Raw genomic sequence first — 20,225 nt, 5'->3', positions numbered from 1 at the left:
AAAAAGCAAACTGCTGCAAGGGGGCATAAAACCATCGAAACAGGCGGCGATAAGATTGCTCGCAACCCGCCACTGCCATCATGTGCAGGCAATGCTTCATCTCATCCGTGGTAAATATGCTATCCGCCATGTATTATTGGTGCACGAAAAGTATACATTTACCCCATTAAAAATGAATAGCATCTTCTCAGATTATACACCAATTTTCCCAAACAACCTATTATTTTTAATGGTATTATAAGCCGCTACTCCGATTCTTACCAGTAACTTTGTAATTACCAAATACCAAGAACCTACGGGAACGCGACTTATGAATGTTTATAGTATAGTTAAGGGGCCCCAGCAGCCAGATTTGCTCCACCATGAAACCCTGGCAGATATATTCACCCAAACTGTGCAGGCGCATGCACACCATACCGCACTGATATTTCAACAACAAACACTTACTTATAAACAACTGGATCACTGGAGTGATGCGGTAGCCGCTTCTCTTCAGGCCAGGGGTATAGGCCCGGGTAGTGTGGTAGGCATATGGTGGCCACGTGGACTTGAACTGCATGCAGCCATACTGGGTATCATCAAGGCCGGAGCAGCGTATGTGCCACTGGACCGGGAAATGCCTGCGGAACGTGTAGAAGGTGTGCTCACAGAAGTAAAGGCTGCCGCCTGTTTCAGCGAAGTACCCCTGCAACTCGATGCCGCCGTTTTAACTGTACCACCGGTACCCGATAGTACCGAAACATTCCAGCTCAGCGCCGGTCCTCAACCTGAAAACTTCGCCTACGTACTATACACTTCCGGTAGCACCGGTAAACCCAAAGGTATTCCTATCAGCCACCAGCAGATATGTCACCTGATCAGGGCAGAACAAACCGTTTTAAATATACGCAACACCGACAAGGTATACCAGGGCTTCTCGGTATCCTTTGATATGTGGTGCGAAGAAACCTGGCTGAGTTACTTCGCCGGCGCCACCCTCTGGGTAGCCGATGCCACCACTGCCAAAGCCATCGATGAACTGGGAGATGTACTGCACCGTGAAAAAATTACGGTATTGCATGCTGTACCCAGCCTGCTGGCCATTATGGATGATAACATCCCTACCCTCCGCCTGATCAATGCCGGTGGAGAAGCCTGTACACCACAGGTGCTCGCCCGCTGGGCAGCGCCTCCCCGTCATTTTTATAACAGCTACGGCCCTACGGAAACAACCGTAAGCGCCACTTTTGCCGCACTGAAGCCCGGCGATTATATTACCATCGGCCAGCCATTACCGAATTATAACATGGCGGTGGTAGATGAAAAGCTGGATATATTACCCGTAGGCGAACGCGGTGAACTGGTAATCTCCGGCCCCGGCGTTGGCGCCGGTTATATAGACCGCCCCGAACTTACCCGCGAAAAATTTGTGGATAAACCAGCGTCGATGAGCGAACTGCCAGGCACCCGCTTATACCGCACCGGCGATGCCGCCATCATCTTACCCGATGGCAGCATCGATTTCCAGGGACGCCTCGATGATCAGATAAAATTACGTGGCTATCGCATAGAACTGGGAGAAATAGAAAACCAGCTCCATAGCATGGAAGGCGTAATAGCCGCCGCGGTAGCCGTTAAAAAAGATGGTAATGACCAGGATCAACTGGTAGGATATATAGTAAAGGAAGATGACCAACCTTTTGACGAATCACAGCTCAGGGCTAAACTCGCCAAAGTATTGCCTCCTTATATGGTGCCAGGTATCATCCAGGTATTGGACGATATGCCCCGCCTGCCCAGCGGAAAAATAAACCGCAAAGCACTGCCCCTACCAGCTGCCTTTACACAAGTCACCACACATGAAGCCATCGATCCGGATGCGCCGCTGGAAGACAAAATAAAAATCATTCTCGCTAAAGTATTTCCTGACCGCAACATTGACCTGCAACAGGATTTCTTTACCGACCTGGGAGGACATTCCCTGTTAGCTGCTGCCGTAGTATCACGACTGCGCCGGGAAGCCAATGTGCCACAGGCATCTCTCAAAGATATTTATATACACCGCCCATTACAGGAACTGGTAAATGTGTGGGCCGCCCAACCACAGGCAGGTAAACAACAAAACCGCGTTTTCAATAAAGTTCCCTGGTGGCGACACCTGTCCTGCTGGATAGCACAAACAGTGGCCATACTGGTCATCTTCGGGTTATTTGCCATGCAGATATTCCTTCCTTACCTCGGTTATTATTATGTAGAACAGGACACCAGCCATCTGGGATATGCTATCCTCACGGCGCTGATCATGTTCTGCCTGCTGCCACCAATATTCTCCGCATTAATCATCAGCACCAAATGGCTGGTGATCGGTAAAATGAAAGCCGGCGATTACCCGGTATGGGGCACCTACTATTTCCGTTGGTGGCTGGTAAAAACAGTCCAGCGCCTCATGCCTTCCCAGTTCCTGAATGGTACCCCTTTATATCCCGCCTATCTCCGGATGCTGGGTGTAAAAATAGCGCCGGATGCACAACTGGGCGCCGTTACCATTGGCGCGGAAGACCTGGTCACCATTGGCAGCGATGTAAGCATCAGCTCCCAGGCAGTGATCAACAACGCCTTTGTGGAAGATGGCCTGCTGAAGTTACGTACCGTTCACCTGGGCGATCATGCCTACATTGGCAGTAGCGCCATTATTGGTGGCGACACCGTCATGGAACCCTGGAGCGAATTACAGGACCTCAGTTTCCTCGCCGCCAACACCACCGTTAAAACAGGCGAAGTATGGCAAGGCAGTCCGGCAGAATTAAAAGTCACCAAAAGTATCAGCGAACTGCCACAGCCACTCTACGTGTCTAAAGCTACCCGCACAAAATACAGCGTGATCTTTTCTTTATTCCTGCTGGTATTTCCTTTCACCGTATTGTTACCGCTACTGCCTACCATCATTACCCTGAACCAAATGGATAATGCAGCGCCGGATTATAACTTTAACTATATGGTGATTACGCCCGCACTGGCGCTGACCTATATTATTTTATTTACTGCCCAAACAGTATTGCTGACCCGTTTATTGCAATGGGGCATCAAACCCGGTACCTATCCTATTTACAGCGCTTTTTATGCCCGTAAATGGTTCGCCGATCAGCTGATGTCTTTATCCCTGATTGTCATACATCCCATTTTTGCTACGGTATATATTTCTTCCCTGTTCCGTGCACTGGGCGCTAAAATTGGTAAGAACACAGAAGTATCTACCGCCAGCAGCGTGACCCATCCCCTACTGGAAATAGGCGATGGCGCCTTTATTGCCGATGCCGTAACACTCGGTGAATCGGATGTACGCGGGCAACAACTGATCCTGGAAAAAACAATTATTCACGATACCAGCTTTGTAGGCAACAGTGCCCTGATACCGCAGGGTTATGAACTGCCCGGCAACATGCTCATAGGTGTGTTGTCCACACCGCCATCAAAAGAACAACTGGCCAACAGCAACGCACGCGATTGGTTTGGATCGCCTGCCATTGCGCTGCCACGCCGCCAGGAAAGTCATTTCTTTCCGCCCGAACTCACCACACACCCTTCGCCTCAACGCAAACTGGCCAGAGCCACCGTGGAGTTTATACGCATCCTCATTCCCGAAACGGTGGTGATTTGTTGCAGTATCCTGTTCATCGCCTACGCGCATGACCTGGTAACCGACAAACCCTGGTGGATGATTCTCCTGCAGTTCCCATTCTATTACCTGTTCTTTTTGGGCCTGCCCGCATTCGCCTTTACCATTATCCTCAAATGGATACTCGTAGGTATTTACAAGCCGCTGCAAAGCCCCATGTGGACCTCGAAAGTATGGCGCAGTGAAATGATCACTTCCACTTACGAAGCGCTTTCTATTCCATTCCTGCTGGAATACCTGAAAGGTACGCCCTGGCTGCCCATAGTACTCCGCCTGCTCGGCGTAAAAACAGGCCGCCGCGTAGTACTGAACACCGCAGATATCACCGAATTTGATATGGTGGAAATAGGCAACGATAGCGTATTGAATGAAGACAGTGGTCCACAAACACACCTGTTTGAGGACCGTGTCATGAAAGTAGGCGCTATCAAAATAGGGAAGAGAAGTAGTATTGGCGCCAGGTCCATCATTTTATATGATAGTGAAATTGGTGATGATGTCAACATCGCGCCATTGTCGCTCGTAATGAAGGGAGAAAAACTGCAGTCCGGCACCAACTGGACGGGCAGCCCGGTGAAACCTGACTAAAAGCACCACATGGGCAGTGCAACATAGGCCCATGTTATAACGGCTATGGATATACGGTTTACTTTAGGGAGATGTGATACCTGTTTAAGCAACTACAGAAAAAATCATTGCACAGCACTATCGCCTTAACAACTTCGTTCATGATAACAATTAGGCCTATACGAATCCGTGACCACTATGCGCTTATCAGCGACATGATGGAACAGTTGCACATCTCTGAAAAAGAATTTTTTCTGAAAACCGCCAGCTGGGACAATATCGCTGCCGACTACATGCAGCATGTGATTGAAACGCAGGAAACCTGCGATGGCACTTGTTTACTGGCTTATGTGGATGATACCCCGGCAGGCTTCATCTTTGCTTATCTCGAAGAAGCCGATGAAAGCCGCATTGAAGACTATACCGGCGATACCCTCTACGTATCTGACGGCTATGTAGCTGCAACATTCCGGCGCCAGGGTATTTACAAACAGATGAACGAAGCATTGGAAAGCATCTACATAGCGAAAGGAATACGTAGAATGGTGAGATATACATTGGCCAACAATGTTCGTATGCAACAGTTTTTGGCGTCGGAAAATTATGAACCAGTAAGACTGGTATATGAAAAATGGCTGACCGAAGATGGGAAAAAACCGGTAACGCTGTTTCCGGATAAAACCGGCGATAAAGGGAAATGAATATTCTTCCCTAAACCAATCATCCCCTAACCCCGTATATGCTTGTAAAACGATCCAGTGTTTAACAGGTATATCATTATCATCCTGGGCTGCTGCACCATGAATACGGCCAGTAGCCAATCCATTCAGTGGCAGGAATTTAATCAGCATGCCTTTGATCTCGCCAGTCAGCAACATAAACCTGTATTGCTGGATCTGGGCGCCAGCTGGTGTCACTGGTGCCATGTCATGGATGATTCTACCTATGAAAATCCTGCGGTAATCAGCTATCTCTCCCAAAACTATATTTGCATAAAAGCCAACCAGGACAAGCGCCCGGACCTTTACGCGAAATACAAAGATTATGGCTGGCCCGCCACTATTATATTTCATGAAGATGGCAGAGAACTGCTGAAACAAGCCGGCTATTTCTCTCCCTCTGATTTCCTTCCAATGCTACAAAAAACGTATAATGGTTACCGTTATATAGCACCACAAAAAAAAGCAGTCGTTAACACCATCGCACCCGGTAAATGGTCTGCCACTACGGCGGCATTTGTACGAAACAATTTTGTCGAATATCTCGACATGATGGATGGTGGCTACGATATGCAACAACACTTTCTCGAATACGATGGTATTGAATACGCGCTGCGACATTGCAACACAGATCCGGTATTAAAAAAATGGCTGCCGCTCACTATCCATGGCTCCTATGGCATCAACGATCCTGCCTGGGGTGGTGTATATCAGTACTCTACCAATGGCGATTGGCAACATCCACACTTTGAAAAAATACTGAGCATACAGGCGAGATACATAAAAATATATGCAGCCTGCTACGCTGCCACCAAAGACAGCAGCGCATTGCAACATGCAGAAAAAATCATTGGTTATCTGAATACCTTCCTGCACAGCGACGAACAACTCTACTACAACTCTCAGGATGCTGATCTAAAAGCGGGAGAACATGCAGGCAACTACTTTGCCTTATCCTCTGAAGACCGCTATAAACAAGGCATTCCACGAATAGACAGTACCTGTTATGCCAAAGAAAATGCGCAGCTGGCAGATGCATTCCTATACATGTACACTGCTACAAAAGAAACAACTTACCTCAGCAACGCCCGAAATATATTGCAGGTCATCCATCAAAAATTCAAACAACCCGATGGTGGATATGTACACGACCGGGCTTTCAACAGCAGTATAGCATTGGCGGATCAGCTATATCTTTGCCAGGCATGGCTGCATTATTATCAGCTAAGCAATGATACCACTGGGCTCCACGCCGCTACCGCCACTGCCGATTATATGCTGGCACATTTCACCGGAAAAAATAAGGCGCTTTATAGCTTCAGTAACAATAATAAATACCTGCCACCGGACAATGTACTTACTGAAAATATAGATGCCTGCAAGGTACTGCAGGCATTATCTCAATACGGCTATCCCGCATACAAAACAGCGGCAGAAAATATATTTAATTATATATCTTCTCCCGCTGTATTAAAAACAATCATCGCCGAGCCAGGTATCCTAACGGCGAAAGAAATGTTGCATTAGTAATCTATCGAATGATCTTTCTTCACCATGGCTCCGGACCAGGCTTTCTTAGCCGTCCATGGCTGCGCAGCACCCGACCAGAATGGATCTTGCGCCGGTAAGCCCAGTGCGAGAAAACCGGTAGTGCATAAATACAGACTACCCGTGGAAGTATACACATCGGCAATTTCCGGCTGATGCCCACAAAAACCTATTTGTAACCAACCTTGTTTATCGAAAGTACCCGGTGCTTCAAAAATTCGTTTATTCACTGCCGTTAGTGCACACCGCACCTGCTCCGGTGAAATTTCTTCCGGCAATTTATGCTCCAGTGCAGTTTGTGCCAGTGCCTGAAATGCAGCGTTGCGGTAAGGTATAGAACGACCTACTACCGGAAACGTACCTTCCGGAGACACTTGTCTTTCCAGGATGGCGCTATAGCGTTGCATACGTTTCAATGCCAGCTCGTAGTTTTCCTTCTCTCCTTCCCCCTTCTCCACCATCACTTTCAACACATCCACCAGCATAGGTTGTATAACAAAAGAGTTGTAGTAATCATAATGGAAATGTGCACCATCGCCATACATACTATCTCCCTTATACCAGTCCATTATTTTCTGCACTGCGAGATCTATTGGCTTCCGATCCCAGGCAGCGCCAAACTTCAGCAGCATCGCTTCAATGATGGCAGAAAACAATACCCAGTTATTGGTAAATGCTTTGATACTGCGTAAGCTGATCAACCCATCTATTACCTGTTGTTGTGTAGTTGGCGTTAGTTTTCCCCACAGCTCTTTGGGCGCGCGGATCAGTCCATGCGCCAGAAAAGCGCCATCCACCAATGGTTGTGAATCAAACTTCCCGGTGAAATTCATGTAATCCGGAGAAGCCGGGTCCACTGCCATGGCAATGGCCTTGCGGGTCATTGTCAGCATTTCTATGCGCTTGCTGCCTTCAACAGTATTGTCTGGTCCCAGTTCCAGCCAGGGAGCCAGTCCGGCCAATGTGCGGCCAAATGCTTCCAGGTAGGTGACTTTAGTCACTGGTTTGGCGTAGTTAGGTGCTACTTCCGTTGGCATGGAAGCCGTCAGTTTTCCTTCACTCAAACGACTAATAACGGGCTTGCATATACGAATCAGCAAGTCTACATTATAAGTTCTGTCGTCTGGCGCAGGTTTCTCCGCAGCCATTGCCTTCAGCATTCCCTTATCAGTACCGAGGGTACCTGCCACCCCCGCCATGGGGATGGCTTTAATAAAAAATCGTCTGTCCATGGAAACACATTTAATATCTTACTTAGCCCACTGTTTGTACCGCAGCAATGCTTCTACAAAATAGTAATCAGCATAGGTCAACGGTACGTCCACTTCTGAATGATGTGGTAAAGATCCAACACTATGCATTAATATAAAATCATTGTTTTCTCCTTCCTTCGCCAGGTAAGCCGGGCTGCATAAACTCGTCAGCATGGTTTCTGCTGCATGCCAGTAACGTTTGCCTTCCGTTTTATTGGTATAGCGACTCAGTTCCAGCAGTGCAGATGCTGCTACTGCCGCAGCAGATACATCCCGCAATGCACCGGGAATGCCCGGCGCATTGTAGTCCCAGTAAGGTACCAGGTCTGCCGGCATGGTTGGATTGTTAAGGATATATTCCGCAATATGACGGGCCTGCTCCAGGTACGCTTTATCCTTTGTATCGCGATACATCACGGTATAGCCATACAGTCCCCATGCCTGCCCACGTGACCAGGCGGAGCTGTCTGCTGCTCCCTGATGCGTTTTACGCGACAATACAGCCCCATTAGCCGGATCATAGTCCACTACGTGGTAAGAACTGTAATCGGGACGGAAATGATGCTTCATGGTCGTATTCGCATGTGTACGGGCGATTTGCTCAAACTGCTTATCACCGGTTTCGCGACTAGCCCAGTTCAGCAACTCCAGGTTCATCATATTGTCAATGATCACCGGGAATTTCCAGGTGCCATGATCCCAGGATTTAATACAACCAACGGTAGGATTAAAGCGGGTAGACAAAGACTTTGCGCTGGTCAGCAAAATAGCTTTATAGGCAGGATCTTTGGTAATGCGCCATGCGTTGCCAAATGGGCAATACATCATAAAACCAAGATCATGTGTATGGGTATTGAATTGTTCCTTTTGTACCAATGCCATACGTTTCAGGGCTTCCGCTTTAAAGGCGGGATCTTTCGTGTATTCAAACAGGTACCAGTTGGTGCCGGGATAAAAACCGGAAGTCCACCAGCCGGAGTTGGAAGTCATCAGGCTGCCGTCTTTGGTATTGGTAGTACGTGGTAACAGGCTGTCCGGCACATGTGTCATCATCAATTTGTATTGACGGGCAGCAAACTGCAGGGCTGCATCTGCTTTCACCAATAAAGCTTTATCAGCTTTTCCGGATTGTGCATACGATTGCATAACTATCACCGGCAATAACATTACCGTAAAGAACAGGTTCTTTCTCATAAATAACGCGATTATAAAATGATCATTTCTTTTTTACGCTGCTCTTTGCCGTACCGGCAGAAGACTCGCGTGCTATCAGTTGAATAGGTATTATCTCCTGTGAATATCTTGGCACACTGGAAGGCGCGGTGTTGATCAATTCTATTAAAGCAGCCACTACCCGTTCTCCCATCATGGCAGGATATTGGTCTACGCTGGTAACGGGCGGCGTCACTATTTCCGTACGTGGATCATTGGAATAACCGACTATTTTCAGGTCTTCCGGTACCCGCACATTTATTTTACGGCAATACTCCATGATGGTAATCGCGGTGGTATCATTGGAAGCAAACACCCCGTCCGGATAAGGTGTTTGTGCGAAAATTTTTTCACAGGTCTGCCATGCATTTTCACGGGTCAGTTCATGATAAAAGATGCGTGTTTTTTTAAATGGCAGTTTGTGTTCCTGCAAAGCATTTTTATAACCGGCTACTCTTTCCACATACAAATTGCTCGTCAGCGGACCGGAAATATGTACAATGTCTTTACAACCTTTTTCTATCAGGTGCGTGGTAGCAGTATGTCCGCCGAGGTAGTCATCTCCCTTGATCACTTTTACATTATAATCTTTGGGCACGCGGTCAAAAAATATCAGCGGAATATTGTTATCCTTGAATACATCGAAATGAGAAAAGTCAGTGGTATATAAAGTAGTGGATACTACCAAACCATCTACCCGTGCGGAATACAGGGTATTCACGAGGGCTACTTCCTGATCGTAGGAATCATTTGATTGACAAATGATCAGGTTATAACCGTGTTCCTGCAGTTTGTTTTGGATAATGGTACTGATGGTCGCGGGAAAAAACATGGAAATGCGTGGCACTATCAGCCCGATCGTTTTGCTTTTATTATTCCGCAAACCGGCCGCCAGTGCATTCGGACGATACCCCAGTTTACGGGCCATCTTCTTCACCTTATCTTTCGTACGTGCGCTGATGTTAGGATTATCGTTCAGGGCGCGTGAAACAGTAGATACTGAAAGTTTCAGTTCTTCTGCAATGTCCACAATTGTTTTTTCTGTGCGTTGCTTGCTCATGTATAGCGACTATTAGCTGTAAATGTTCTGTTATCTTCCCATCCAGCCACCATCCACGGTAAGGATAGTACCATGTACGTAATCTGCCGCTTTAGAGGCCAGGAATATTGCAGGTCCTGCAAAATCCTCCGGTTGTCCCCAGCGGCCCGCCGGAATACGATCCAATATAGAGCTGCTTCGTTGCTGATCTGCCCGGAGTGCGGCGGTATTATCGGTCGCAATATATCCCGGCGCGATGGCATTCACATTTACTCCTTTGGACGCCCATTCATTGGCAAATGCCTTTACCAGTGAACCTACTGCTCCTTTACTGGCTGCATATCCCGGAACATTAATACCTCCCTGGAAGGTGAGGAGAGATGCTGTAAAGATAACCTTTCCGCTTCCACGTGCAATCATTCCTTTTCCGATTTCGCGGGTCAGGATAAATTGGGCATTCAGGTTGATGTTGATCACCTCATCCCAGTACTCATCCGGGTGCTCTGCAGCGGGTTTGCGGAGTATGGTGCCGGCATTGTTGATCAGGATATCTACTACCGGTACTTCCTGCTCCAGCTGTTTAATAAATGTATATAAGGCCGTCCGGTCCGAGAAATCACACTGGTACGCCTTAAAATTACGGCCCAATGCCCTTACTTCCTGCTCTACTTCACTGCCACTGAGTTCCAGGGTAGCGGAAACCCCGATAATGTCTGCACCTGCTGCTGCCAGCGCTACAGCCATACCTTTTCCAATACCACGTTTGCAACCTGTTACCAGGGCTGTTTTACCCTTTAATTGAAATAAATCCATTGTATAAATATTGGAAGATTTCCGGATGTTGACACCCGGAAATCCTAAATTATTGAATTGTTACCTGTAAAGGCTGTTTAACCTTTTGTGCAAATGTTTCCAGGTAATTAAACCATTCCGTAGCGGAAGTGATGCGGCCTCCCTTGTTCCAGGCAGCCCCGAAATAATATACATAAGGCTGTTGAGAACCAGCAGTACCAGGGCTCAGCAAATGTACATTATCTGTTTTCATACCAGGTACTTCCCGTGCAAATACACAGCCCACACCAAGCGTTCCATCTGCGCCATGCGTAGGCTCCCAGTAACCCATTACACCGGTTTCTTCATCCAGCAATACGGTACCAGGTTCCTTACGCTTTACAATACCTGTCATTACCGGAATAGAAGCATTGCCTTTAAAACTATACTGCAACTGCATTTTATTCAGCTGAGAACCAGCATCCAGTGAAATAGTTTTAGTAACGGTAACGGCTATATTACCCGCCTGCCAGGTATCATAAGTCAAGGCAAAAGTAGTCCGCAATGGTCCATTGTCCAGTGTTTTCCACTGACGGTAGTTTTTGGGATAATAGATGGTATCCTTTCCATAGGGAGCGGTATCACCAGCGCCAAGGGTTAAACCCACACTGTAATAATCCAGTCCCTGCCCGTTATCATGATGGTAGTTATCCAGTTTATACCAGGTATCAATCACCATATCAGTGGTGCGCTTAGCCCATACATCAATGCCATAGGCCATTTCCTGGGGTGTCTGTTCCAGTTTCTTGCCATACATGCGGTAAGCCATACGATCATTTTCCCAGGCGTAATCATCTTTACGTTCCGGTACATAACGACCATAAGCACCTGCTTTTACCGGCGCAGGCGTACCTTCCACAATAGCCGCATGCAAGCTTGCGCCGGCAGGTAATGTTACCTGCAACAATATTTTCCGGGCAGTTTTGCCACCCTCATAAAGCAGCTGGTAGGGGATTTCCTGTCCACTCACCACATCTACTACCTTAAAGCTTTTCTGGGCTGCCTTACTGGCTTTGCTCATAAAATCTCCGTAAGGAATTTCTACGATGTCGCCTTCCCTGCTTACACCTGTGTTATTGGAGATGACTACCGCAGTGGTAGCATTTTTGCGCAGGTCATATTTAATCAGCTCTGATCCGGCTAACAGGAACGCACCTACGCCGTATACCTCAGTATCCTCTGCTGTAGCTTTTCCGGGGGCAGCACCTATCTCCTGTACAAAACCCAGTTTACCGTTAGGCTGCACGCAACCGGTGAGCGCCTGCCAGCCTTTCTGGACAACCGGTAAAAATTCTTTCTCCGGTAATAAGCCGTTATTGATACCCCACATCAACGCATATACGTAAAATCCGGTACCACTCGTTTCTTTTGCGGGATAGTTATCAGGGTCCAGTAAGCTGGCATGCCAGGTACCATCCGCTGTTTGCAAAGCGGCAATGCGGTAAGCCATTTGTTTATATAACTCCAGGAAACGCTTTTTGCCGGCATAGTTGGCAGGCATATTATCCAGCATACGTACCAGTCCACCCATTACCCAGCCGTTACCACGACTCCAGTACACATTGGTACCATTCTTTTCTTTTTTGCCGATGTAACTACCATCGCGGTAGTACAGGCTATCCTGCTTGTTGTACAGGTAGTCGGTAGTTTTCCACCATAACTTATCTGCTGTTTCCAGGTAACGTGGATAACGGGTAGCAGTAGAGAGATAGGCGAGCGCGGGAGGTCCCATGAACAACGCATCACACCAGGCCCATTCGCGGTGATGAATGCCATTCTTCCATTCGAGGGACTCCGTATGCGGCATGGCGACAATACTATCGGCCAGTTTGCGGAATTTATCGACCATCAACGTATCTCCGTACACACTAAATAATTGTGAATACAGCTGCCCCACACAGTATTCATCCGCAAAAAAACGATCAGGTCCGGTGTTCCACTTATTATCTTTTCCTACCTGTACCAGGCGATCAATAAAAAACGGATTACTGGTTACTTGCGTCAACGATACCATACCGGCATACATGGCACCATTGGTCCAGTCGGTAGGTGCATGGTTCCAGCCTTTATTGGTAATGTACCTCCATTGCCAGGAAGCCACCTTCTCCATTTGTGCCCTTACTACTTGTGCGGTAAAGTCATCTGTAAAAGCAGCGGCATGCTTTTCCGTAACGGGTCCGGTAGCATGCGCTGGTAAGCCGGCATACAGGAAAGACAAGCCCATCAAGCTTCCTGCGATAATTTTCTTCATCATCATGATAGCAGCTATTATCAGTTCATTAACGTAATTCAGTGATCTTGCAATGGTCCATATCACCATAGTCCAGGTTTTCGCCAGCCATACCCCAGATAAAAGTATAGTTGCTGGTACCGGCGCCGCTGTGTACAGACCATGGCGGCGATATGATAGCCTGTTCGTTCTGCATCCATACGTGGCGGGTTTCCTGTGGCTGTCCCATAAAGTGGCATACAGACTGTCCTTCCGGTACTTCAAAATAAAAATATACTTCCATGCGTCTGTCGTGCGTATGTGCCGGCATCGTATTCCATACACTGGCTGGTTGCAACTCTGTCATGCCCATCTGCAGCTGGCAGGTTTCCAGTACACTGTTCACTAACAGCTTATTAATAGTACGATGATTGGAAGTTTCCAATGTACCCAGCGTCACCACATCTGCCTCTTTTTTAGACACTTTACGTGTAGGGTAGGTATGATGTGCCGGTGTGGAATTCAGGTAAAATTTGGCGGGTGTTTGTGCATTTTTGCTGGAAAATATTACCTGCTGTTTGCCCTTACCAATGTATAATGCTTCTTTGTAGCCGAGTTCAAATTTTTCTCCATCTACTTCTACTATTCCTTCTCCACCCACATTGATCATTCCCAGCTCTCTTCTTTCCAGGAAATAATTTGCTTTCAGGAGATCGATGGAGACCAATGTTACCGGGCCTTTCACAGGCATAGCACCGCCGGTGAGGTAGCGGTCATAATGTGAATGCGTCCAGGTAATCTGATCTGCTTCAAAAATGTTGGTAATTAAAAAAGCTTGTCTCAGTTGTGCGGTATCCATTTGCTTTACTTCAGCAGGACTACTGGCGTACCTTGAATCGAACGTGGTGCTCATATAATTTTATCGTGTTTTGATGAAGCTTTTAGCTTTTAGCTTTTAGCTTTTAGTAAATGCAGCGAAGACTAACACAACATTAGTCTAAAAGCTAAAAGCTAACGGCTAAAAGCTGTTAATAATTAACGTGATAATCTTTCCTGATTGTTTTGCCGGACCATACTTTCTGTGCCGTCCATTCTGCTGCAGGATCTGCCCAGAAAGGATCTGTGGCAGGTAATCCCAGCGCCAGGAAGCCGTTGGTACAAATGTACAGGCTACCGGTAGAAGTATACACATCTGCTACTTCCGGCTGATGCCCGCAAACACCGAGTTGCAGCCATCCCTGTTTATCAAAGGTCCCCTCCATGTCAAAAATCTTTTTCATAATGGCCGTCATCGCACAACGTACCTGTGCCGGGGCCACGCCTTCCGGCAACTGATGCAGGAGCGCCAGTTGTACCAGTGGCTGAAAAGCGGCGGTACGATAAGTCATAGACCTGCCTAATGCAGGATAGGTACCATCCGGTGCAATCATCCGCTCCTGCAGTTCTGCAAATCGCTGCATCCGTTTCATCGCCTGATCATAGTCTGCCTTACTTCCCTGTTTCTTATCCAGCAGTACTTTCAGCATATCGGTAAACATCGGATGTATAACATAGCCGTTATAATAATCCAGGGAAAACTGCGGTCCATCGCTGTAAAAGCCATCGCCGGCGTACCATTCCTGTATTTTTTTGGTGGCCACCATAGTGCGCAGTGGCTCCCATTCTTCACCAATGGATAACAGGAATGCTTCTACCATACCGGCAAATAACAACCAGTTATTATAAGCAGGACGAATGCGCCTTAACTCTTTCAATTCTTTTACCACATTAGCTTTGGTGGCATTGTCCAGCGGCGCCCATAATGCTTCGGGGGCACGCATAAAGGTCTGACACAAATAGGCTGCATCCACCAGCGGTTGTCCTTCTGTCCGGAAGTTCAGATAATCCGGTGAAGCAGGATTTACGCCGTTCACGATCCCCTGCAATACCTGTTCTCTCGTTTGTTTGCGCAGCTTTCCTTCTGCAGTGGCATCATCCGGCAATGCCAGCCAGGGCGCCAACCCTGAAATACAACGTCCGAAGGCTTCCAGGTAGGTCACCTTTTCTGCAGCCAGACCATAGCCCGGTCCTTTTTCCAAAGGCATGTTTTGTTTCAGGGTACCCTTGCTCATGTTTTCCACTACCGGCCGGGAAATGCGTTGCAATAAATTTACATGATATTGCCGATCCGGTATAACTGATGTGGCCTTGTTTATTGTTCCCTCCGCTGGTTCCGATGCGGCACCTGTGGCGTTGATCACCGTTTCTCCGCTGATGGTATTGTTCACTGTTCCTCCATTTATTCCCGGTATCCCGGTAGCGGCATTGTTCACTGTTCCTTCATTCGCCGCAGCAGCCAGTGTTTTGCCCGGAGCCATTGCTCCTGCAAGACCGGCCAGCGGCGCTATTTTGATAAAGTTTCTGCGTTCCAATGTAGAATTACTTTGATGTAGTTAAATTACTTGTTTTTCTCACACAGCGATGGCTAAAACTCTAAAGTAATGCAAACGTTTGCAAAAATCAAGCATTTATTTTAAAAATGGCGCAATACTCCCATCCAGTCCGGATTTACCGGGTCATTACAAACTTGACTGTATGCTGCCCTTTAAGTGCCTGTTTACGCGCCTTCAGGCTGATCCGCGTTACATGATCTCCCCATACCGGTGATAAGCGTCCATCGGTGACCTCCTGTCTTTCTGAAATCACTTCAAACAGGGCGGGATCATAAGTGATGGTTAAGTGAGTGGTGCTTCCTTGTAAGATTACTTTACCTGCCGTATTCGTATCCGCCGGTAAATTGGTCATGAAGTGCAAAAGAAAGGGTTCCTTCCATTCTTTCAACTGCCAGGCTTCGTCTAATTGCAGCGAGGTTTTAGCAGGAGCAAAAGTGAAAGTGCGCTTCCAGGATTGTACCATGGCTGCTGCCGGATAAGCAGCGGCGATGTCCATGCTTAGCTTATTATTGCCAAAACGTACCTCATTTGCCTGGAACTGTCGCCCATCTTGCTGTTGCACTCCATTGATCGTGGGACAATTATGCCACTGCGATTGCATAAACCATAATTTGTAGCGATCTGCACTGAAGGTTTGTTTGGTATAGGTACCTACGCCCACATCAATCAATGCCGGTTTGCCATCCATATACAATACAAAGTTGCCCACGTCATTGTGATTATGACTCTCAGCATTATGTCCGCCCAAAGCGGCAAAAAACAGGCCTTTAGAAGTACCTGCCTGCGAGCGCATAGATACTACCTGCAAATCAGGCAACCAGTTTACAGCCGTATAAGGTGCTGCTGGTTTGGTAGCCAGTAAAGCATCCCTGCATTCCAGGTTATAAATAAAGAAAGCCAGCGAAGGCGCTTTTACTTTCAGGCTATCGGGATTATCGAGGCGGGATAAATACGCTGCAAAGTTGATCAGTAAAGGATCCTGGAAGGCAGTACCGTATAAATATACCGTATGAGGCGGAGGAATAGTGCTGGCAGATGCATCTGCAAAATTTACAAACCTGCTGCTATCAACATGCATTTTATAAATATAGGCGCCAATCTGATGAATCAGCTGATTGTTGCTCCAGCTGAGTTTGTGCGCAGATGCATTGTTCAATAAGGTGATGAACTCTATCAGCTTTCCACCTGCATGGCCCCAGTAAGTGGGTCCCTCATCACAACCCCCATCTTCCGGATAACCGTTTACGAAGTTATCTGCGCTGCGGATCGCCTTTTCGATCACCTTATTTCGTATATCCGTCTCATTTATACTTAACAGGGCAGTCTGTAATACATTGGTATTGATCCAGATGTTCCAATTATTCACACTACGGCCGGACCAGCCCATCCACCAGAAGTCGTTGCGTTGCAGGAAGGGCTCCACAATACGATGCTGCAGCTCATAAGTAATCCGTTTATTCACCATGGGTGAAATTTTATCCAGCTGATCATGCAGAAGAAACTGGGCCCAGCTAAGCGTAGCCGAAGTTTCGCCGGCAAATAAATCCACTACTGGCTCCGCAGGATCAGGCAAGCCGCTACCCGCCTTTTGTGCGCCGATATGCGCAGGCAATACCCAGGTGCTTTCTTCCAGTATCAGCCACAAGCCGTTTACGATCTGCGGCATATATTTTCCGTTGCCTCCCGCCAGTTCTCCCGCTACCAGGGCGGCTAATACTTTACGGCGTTCAAATTGTGCATTTTCAAAATTAACCCGGTTGCCATTATCACGGTATTCCAGGTATAAAGTAGCGGGTAAAGAAGGCCAGTTAAATGCCATGGCTTTATCTGCTTCTTTCAATAACGTAGCTTTTGTAACTGCCGGTAATGCCGCCATTTTAACTGTGATGGACTTTAAGCGGTCTTGTCGCCACTGCGCCAGATCCCTGAAAGCAGCTTCGCCACCACCATGCTGGTATTCATTATACAGGTAATTTCTTTCCTTTTTATGTTCCTGTGCCGTGGAATTGCTTGCAGCGACAATACCTGAAAAAAGCAGTATCATCCAGCGTATACTTTTAATGTCCATTTGACAATTACTTTTTAGTAAGATAAAAAATGTATGTCATGGCTAATAGCCATGTTAGATAATATTTCCCATCGGATGGATGTTTCGTCAGCTGGCATTGTTGCAGTTTTTGTATTGGCCCATGGCCATGTGTCTGCTGTTATCTCCCCTCCCTCCCCGGCATAGCCCCGGGAGAAGTATATCTCTGACGGGTCTGGTTCGTTTTTCTGCCTGGTAACAATTTATGTAAACGTTTGCATTAAATGCCTTCAATAAAAAGGAATACCTTTATCTAACCAGTTTTTGTTCACTATTTCCTTCTACGCAATGGAATGAGGTAGATATCTTCATACAATCAACTAATAATAAGCACTTTATACAAATTTCATAACGGATAAACGTTAGTTCCCGGGAAGGTCACACCGCCATCAAATTCAAAAATATTAAATAATTTGAGTAATACAAACGTTTGCATTACCCAACTCTTAAAAGATAAAGTGCGGGATATCGCCTTCAAACTGACCTCCTGATAGTGGTTTAACATTTTATAATTCATTCCTAACATGCTACCACCTGAGATTTCAGCTGTTTTCCCAAATAGTCAAAATGTTATCATGGATTAACATTTTAGTATCATCAGCCCGAGCGCATATTTACTACTTTAGCTGTTATGAACGCTTATTTACAAATTCATCCTGACGACAATGTGCTGGTAGCCCTACAGGATATACCAGCGGGAACCGATATATCATTTAACGGACATAACATTCAACTTCAGCAAAATATTTCTGCGAAACATAAATTCCTGATCTCCAGTATCGGGGAAGGCGATCCTATTACCATGTACGGTGTACTGGTAGGCAAAGCCAGCAAAAACATTTTACAGGGAGAAAGTATTACAACGGAAAATGTAATACATGATGCGAATGCATTTCATGAAAAAGACAGCTCCCTGGAATGGCAGGCGCCCGATGTGAGCAAATGGAAAGACCGCACCTTTATGGGCTACCAGCGTACAGATGGACAAGTAGGTACCCGTAACTACTGGCTCGTTATTCCACTGGTATTCTGTGAAAACAGGAACGTAAGTGTGATTAAAACAGCCTTCGAAAAAGGACTGGGTTTCTCTCCGGCAGAAGTGTACAACGAACAGGTGTCCGACCTGGTGTCGCTTTATAAAAGTGGTAACCTAGAGGCCATTAAAAACTACGAAGCAGGCGCCCTAACGGAAACGAGTAAACGAAATGTAGTATTCCCCAATATAGATGGTATTAAGTTCCTCACCCATGAAGGTGGTTGCGGTGGTACCCGCCAGGACTCGGATGCACTATGTGCTTTACTGGCCGGCTATATCCATCACTCCAACGTGGCAGGTGCTACCATCCTGAGCCTCGGCTGTCAGCATGCACAGGTATCCATTTTGCAGGAATCATTAAAGAAACTCAACCCGGATTTCAACAAACCGGTACTGGTATACGAACAACAGAAGAGTGCTTCTGAATTTGCGATGCTCTCTGCCGCCATTAAAGATACTTTCCTGGCACTGGTAGAGGTCAACAAACAAACCCGTCAGCCCAGCCCACTTTCCAAACTGGTGATCGGCCTGGAATGCGGCGGTTCTGATGGTTTCTCAGGTATCTCCGCTAACCCGGCAGTAGGACATACGTCCGACCTCGTGGTGGCGTTAGGTGGTACTTCCATCCTCTCCGAATTTCCGGAACTCTGTGGTGTGGAACAGGAACTCATTAACCGTTGCCAGACAGAAGAAACCTCTGATAAATTCATCCGCATCATGCGCGCATATGAAAATCAGGCACAATCTGTTGGTTCAGGATTTTATATGAACCCTTCTCCCGGAAATATTAAAGATGGCCTCATTACAGATGCGATCAAATCTGCCGGAGCAGCTAAAAAAGGCGGTACTTCTCCTGTAACAGATGTACTGGACTACACTGAATATGTTACTAAACCAGGATTAAACCTGTTATGTACTCCCGGTAACGACGTAGAATCTACTTCCGCGGAAGTAGGCTCCGGCGCCAACGTAGTACTGTTTACTACAGGCTTGGGCACCCCTACCGGTAACCCTATTACGCCCGTTGTAAAACTGGCTACCAACACCAGGCTGGCTACCCGTATGAAAGATATTATCGACATCAACACCGGTACTATTATCAGCGGAGAACACAGCATTGCAGATATGGGAGAAGAAATTCTTGAGTATGTGATCAAAACTGCCAGCGGTGAAGTACATACCAAAGCCGAACAACTGAATCAGGACGACTTTATTCCATGGAAGAGAGGCGTTTCCCTGTAAGATATTAGCGAATAATTTTTGATACTCATAAGAATAAAAACAAACGTCCGGACATCTGCCCGGACGTTTTCTGTTTATAGTGAGGTTACAATATTAATCTAACTGTACCCTTTCCATCTTAGGTGCAAATAAATGCATCACACCCCAGGCGATGAGGTAAGCCACCGCGCAGCTGGAAAAAAGAATGTTATAGCCAATACCGATATTGCCAATCAATTTATAGTGATTCAGCATAGTACCTATCACAATCGGAAACAAAGTACCACCAATAGAACCTGCCATACCACCAATACCCACTATGGAACTAACTGCACGCTTAGGGAACATATCAGAAGCAGTAGTGAAAATAGTAGCAGACCATGCCTGATGGGCCGCCGTTGCCAAGCTGATCAACCC

13 protein-coding genes and 1 pseudogene are annotated in these 20,225 nt (G+C 46.9%); 5 read left to right on the top strand and 9 right to left on the bottom strand.

Annotated features, from left to right (window positions below; translation table 11 throughout):
- From VIP81_RS00840 to VIP81_RS00825, 4 genes are all read left to right on the top strand, one after another.
- On the top strand, window positions 1-241 hold a 241-nt coding region (locus VIP81_RS00840), incomplete at its 5' end, for a hypothetical protein (RefSeq protein WP_331956579.1).
- Between the two features lie 111 nt (window positions 242-352).
- A complete protein-coding gene (locus VIP81_RS00835; protein WP_331956578.1) occupies window positions 353-4,243 on the top strand; it encodes a Pls/PosA family non-ribosomal peptide synthetase in 3,891 nt (1,296 codons plus the stop codon).
- Window positions 4,244-4,383: 140 nt separating this feature from the next.
- A complete protein-coding gene (locus VIP81_RS00830) occupies window positions 4,384-4,923 on the top strand; it encodes a GNAT family N-acetyltransferase (protein ID WP_331956577.1) in 540 nt (179 codons plus the stop codon).
- A 57-nt stretch (window positions 4,924-4,980) separates the two neighbouring features.
- The gene (locus VIP81_RS00825; protein ID WP_331956576.1) at window positions 4,981-6,468 is read left to right on the top strand and encodes a DUF255 domain-containing protein; all 1,488 of its coding nucleotides are present in this window, start codon (window positions 4,981-4,983) and stop codon (window positions 6,466-6,468) included.
- Here the strand turns inward: VIP81_RS00825 and VIP81_RS00820 are convergent.
- The 8 genes from VIP81_RS00820 to VIP81_RS00785 form a co-directional block, all read right to left on the bottom strand.
- Window positions 6,465-7,721, bottom strand: coding sequence for a DUF2264 domain-containing protein (locus VIP81_RS00820; RefSeq protein WP_331956575.1), 1,257 nt, complete (start codon window positions 7,719-7,721; stop codon window positions 6,465-6,467). The genes VIP81_RS00825 and VIP81_RS00820 overlap by 4 nt on opposite strands.
- An 18-nt stretch (window positions 7,722-7,739) precedes the next feature.
- A complete protein-coding gene (locus VIP81_RS00815; RefSeq protein ID WP_331956574.1) occupies window positions 7,740-8,936 on the bottom strand; it encodes a glucuronyl hydrolase in 1,197 nt (398 codons plus the stop codon).
- A 22-nt stretch (window positions 8,937-8,958) separates the two neighbouring features.
- Complete coding sequence (locus VIP81_RS00810; RefSeq protein WP_331956573.1) at window positions 8,959-10,014, bottom strand: LacI family DNA-binding transcriptional regulator; 1,056 nt, start codon at window positions 10,012-10,014, stop codon at window positions 8,959-8,961.
- Between the two features lie 30 nt (window positions 10,015-10,044).
- Window positions 10,045-10,806, bottom strand: coding sequence for a 2-dehydro-3-deoxy-D-gluconate 5-dehydrogenase KduD (gene kduD, locus VIP81_RS00805; RefSeq protein WP_331956572.1), 762 nt, complete (start codon window positions 10,804-10,806; stop codon window positions 10,045-10,047).
- 49 nt (window positions 10,807-10,855) lie between these two features.
- Entirely contained in the window at window positions 10,856-13,144 is a 2,289-nt protein-coding gene (locus tag VIP81_RS00800; RefSeq protein WP_331956571.1) for a DUF4861 family protein, read from the bottom strand.
- Complete coding sequence (gene kduI, locus VIP81_RS00795; RefSeq protein WP_331956570.1) at window positions 13,104-13,946, bottom strand: 5-dehydro-4-deoxy-D-glucuronate isomerase; 843 nt, start codon at window positions 13,944-13,946, stop codon at window positions 13,104-13,106. The genes VIP81_RS00800 and kduI overlap by 41 nt, the downstream gene beginning before the upstream one ends.
- Window positions 13,947-14,061: 115 nt before the next feature.
- Window positions 14,062-15,444: a DUF2264 domain-containing protein gene (locus tag VIP81_RS00790; protein WP_331956569.1), complete on the bottom strand. Its 1,383-nt coding sequence runs from the start codon at window positions 15,442-15,444 to the stop codon at window positions 14,062-14,064.
- Between the two features lie 136 nt (window positions 15,445-15,580).
- Window positions 15,581-17,533 (bottom strand): heparinase II/III domain-containing protein, encoded by a 1,953-nt coding sequence (locus VIP81_RS00785; RefSeq protein WP_331956568.1) that lies wholly within the window; start codon window positions 17,531-17,533, stop codon window positions 15,581-15,583.
- A 649-nt stretch (window positions 17,534-18,182) separates the two neighbouring features.
- On the opposite strand from VIP81_RS00785, the gene VIP81_RS00780 reads away from it, so the two are divergent.
- A complete protein-coding gene (locus VIP81_RS00780; protein WP_331956567.1) occupies window positions 18,183-19,829 on the top strand; it encodes an altronate dehydratase family protein in 1,647 nt (548 codons plus the stop codon).
- 93 nt (window positions 19,830-19,922) lie between these two features.
- On the opposite strand, the pseudogene VIP81_RS00775 reads toward VIP81_RS00780, so the two are convergent.
- Window positions 19,923-20,225: pseudogene (locus VIP81_RS00775) on the bottom strand (MFS transporter); the annotation flags it as partial.

The sequence above is a fragment of the Chitinophaga sp. genome, from assembly GCF_036566945.1.
Lineage (GTDB): Bacteria > Bacteroidota > Bacteroidia > Chitinophagales > Chitinophagaceae > Chitinophaga.
Note: the sequence above shows the minus strand (reverse complement) of the source record. Positions and strands in the feature narration are given on the sequence as shown.

Coding starts and splice junctions, on each gene's coding strand:
- VIP81_RS00830 (WP_331956577.1), top strand. CDS start 4,384: ATGATAACAATTAGGCCTATACGAATCCGTGACCACTATGCGCTTATC.
- VIP81_RS00820 (WP_331956575.1), bottom strand. CDS start 7,721: ATGGACAGACGATTTTTTATTAAAGCCATCCCCATGGCGGGGGTGGCA.
- VIP81_RS00815 (WP_331956574.1), bottom strand. CDS start 8,936: ATGAGAAAGAACCTGTTCTTTACGGTAATGTTATTGCCGGTGATAGTT.
- VIP81_RS00810 (WP_331956573.1), bottom strand. CDS start 10,014: ATGAGCAAGCAACGCACAGAAAAAACAATTGTGGACATTGCAGAAGAA.
- kduD (WP_331956572.1), bottom strand. CDS start 10,806: ATGGATTTATTTCAATTAAAGGGTAAAACAGCCCTGGTAACAGGTTGC.
- VIP81_RS00800 (WP_331956571.1), bottom strand. CDS start 13,144: ATGGTGATATGGACCATTGCAAGATCACTGAATTACGTTAATGAACTG.
- kduI (WP_331956570.1), bottom strand. CDS start 13,946: ATGAGCACCACGTTCGATTCAAGGTACGCCAGTAGTCCTGCTGAAGTA.
- VIP81_RS00785 (WP_331956568.1), bottom strand. CDS start 17,533: ATGGACATTAAAAGTATACGCTGGATGATACTGCTTTTTTCAGGTATT.
- VIP81_RS00780 (WP_331956567.1), top strand. CDS start 18,183: ATGAACGCTTATTTACAAATTCATCCTGACGACAATGTGCTGGTAGCC.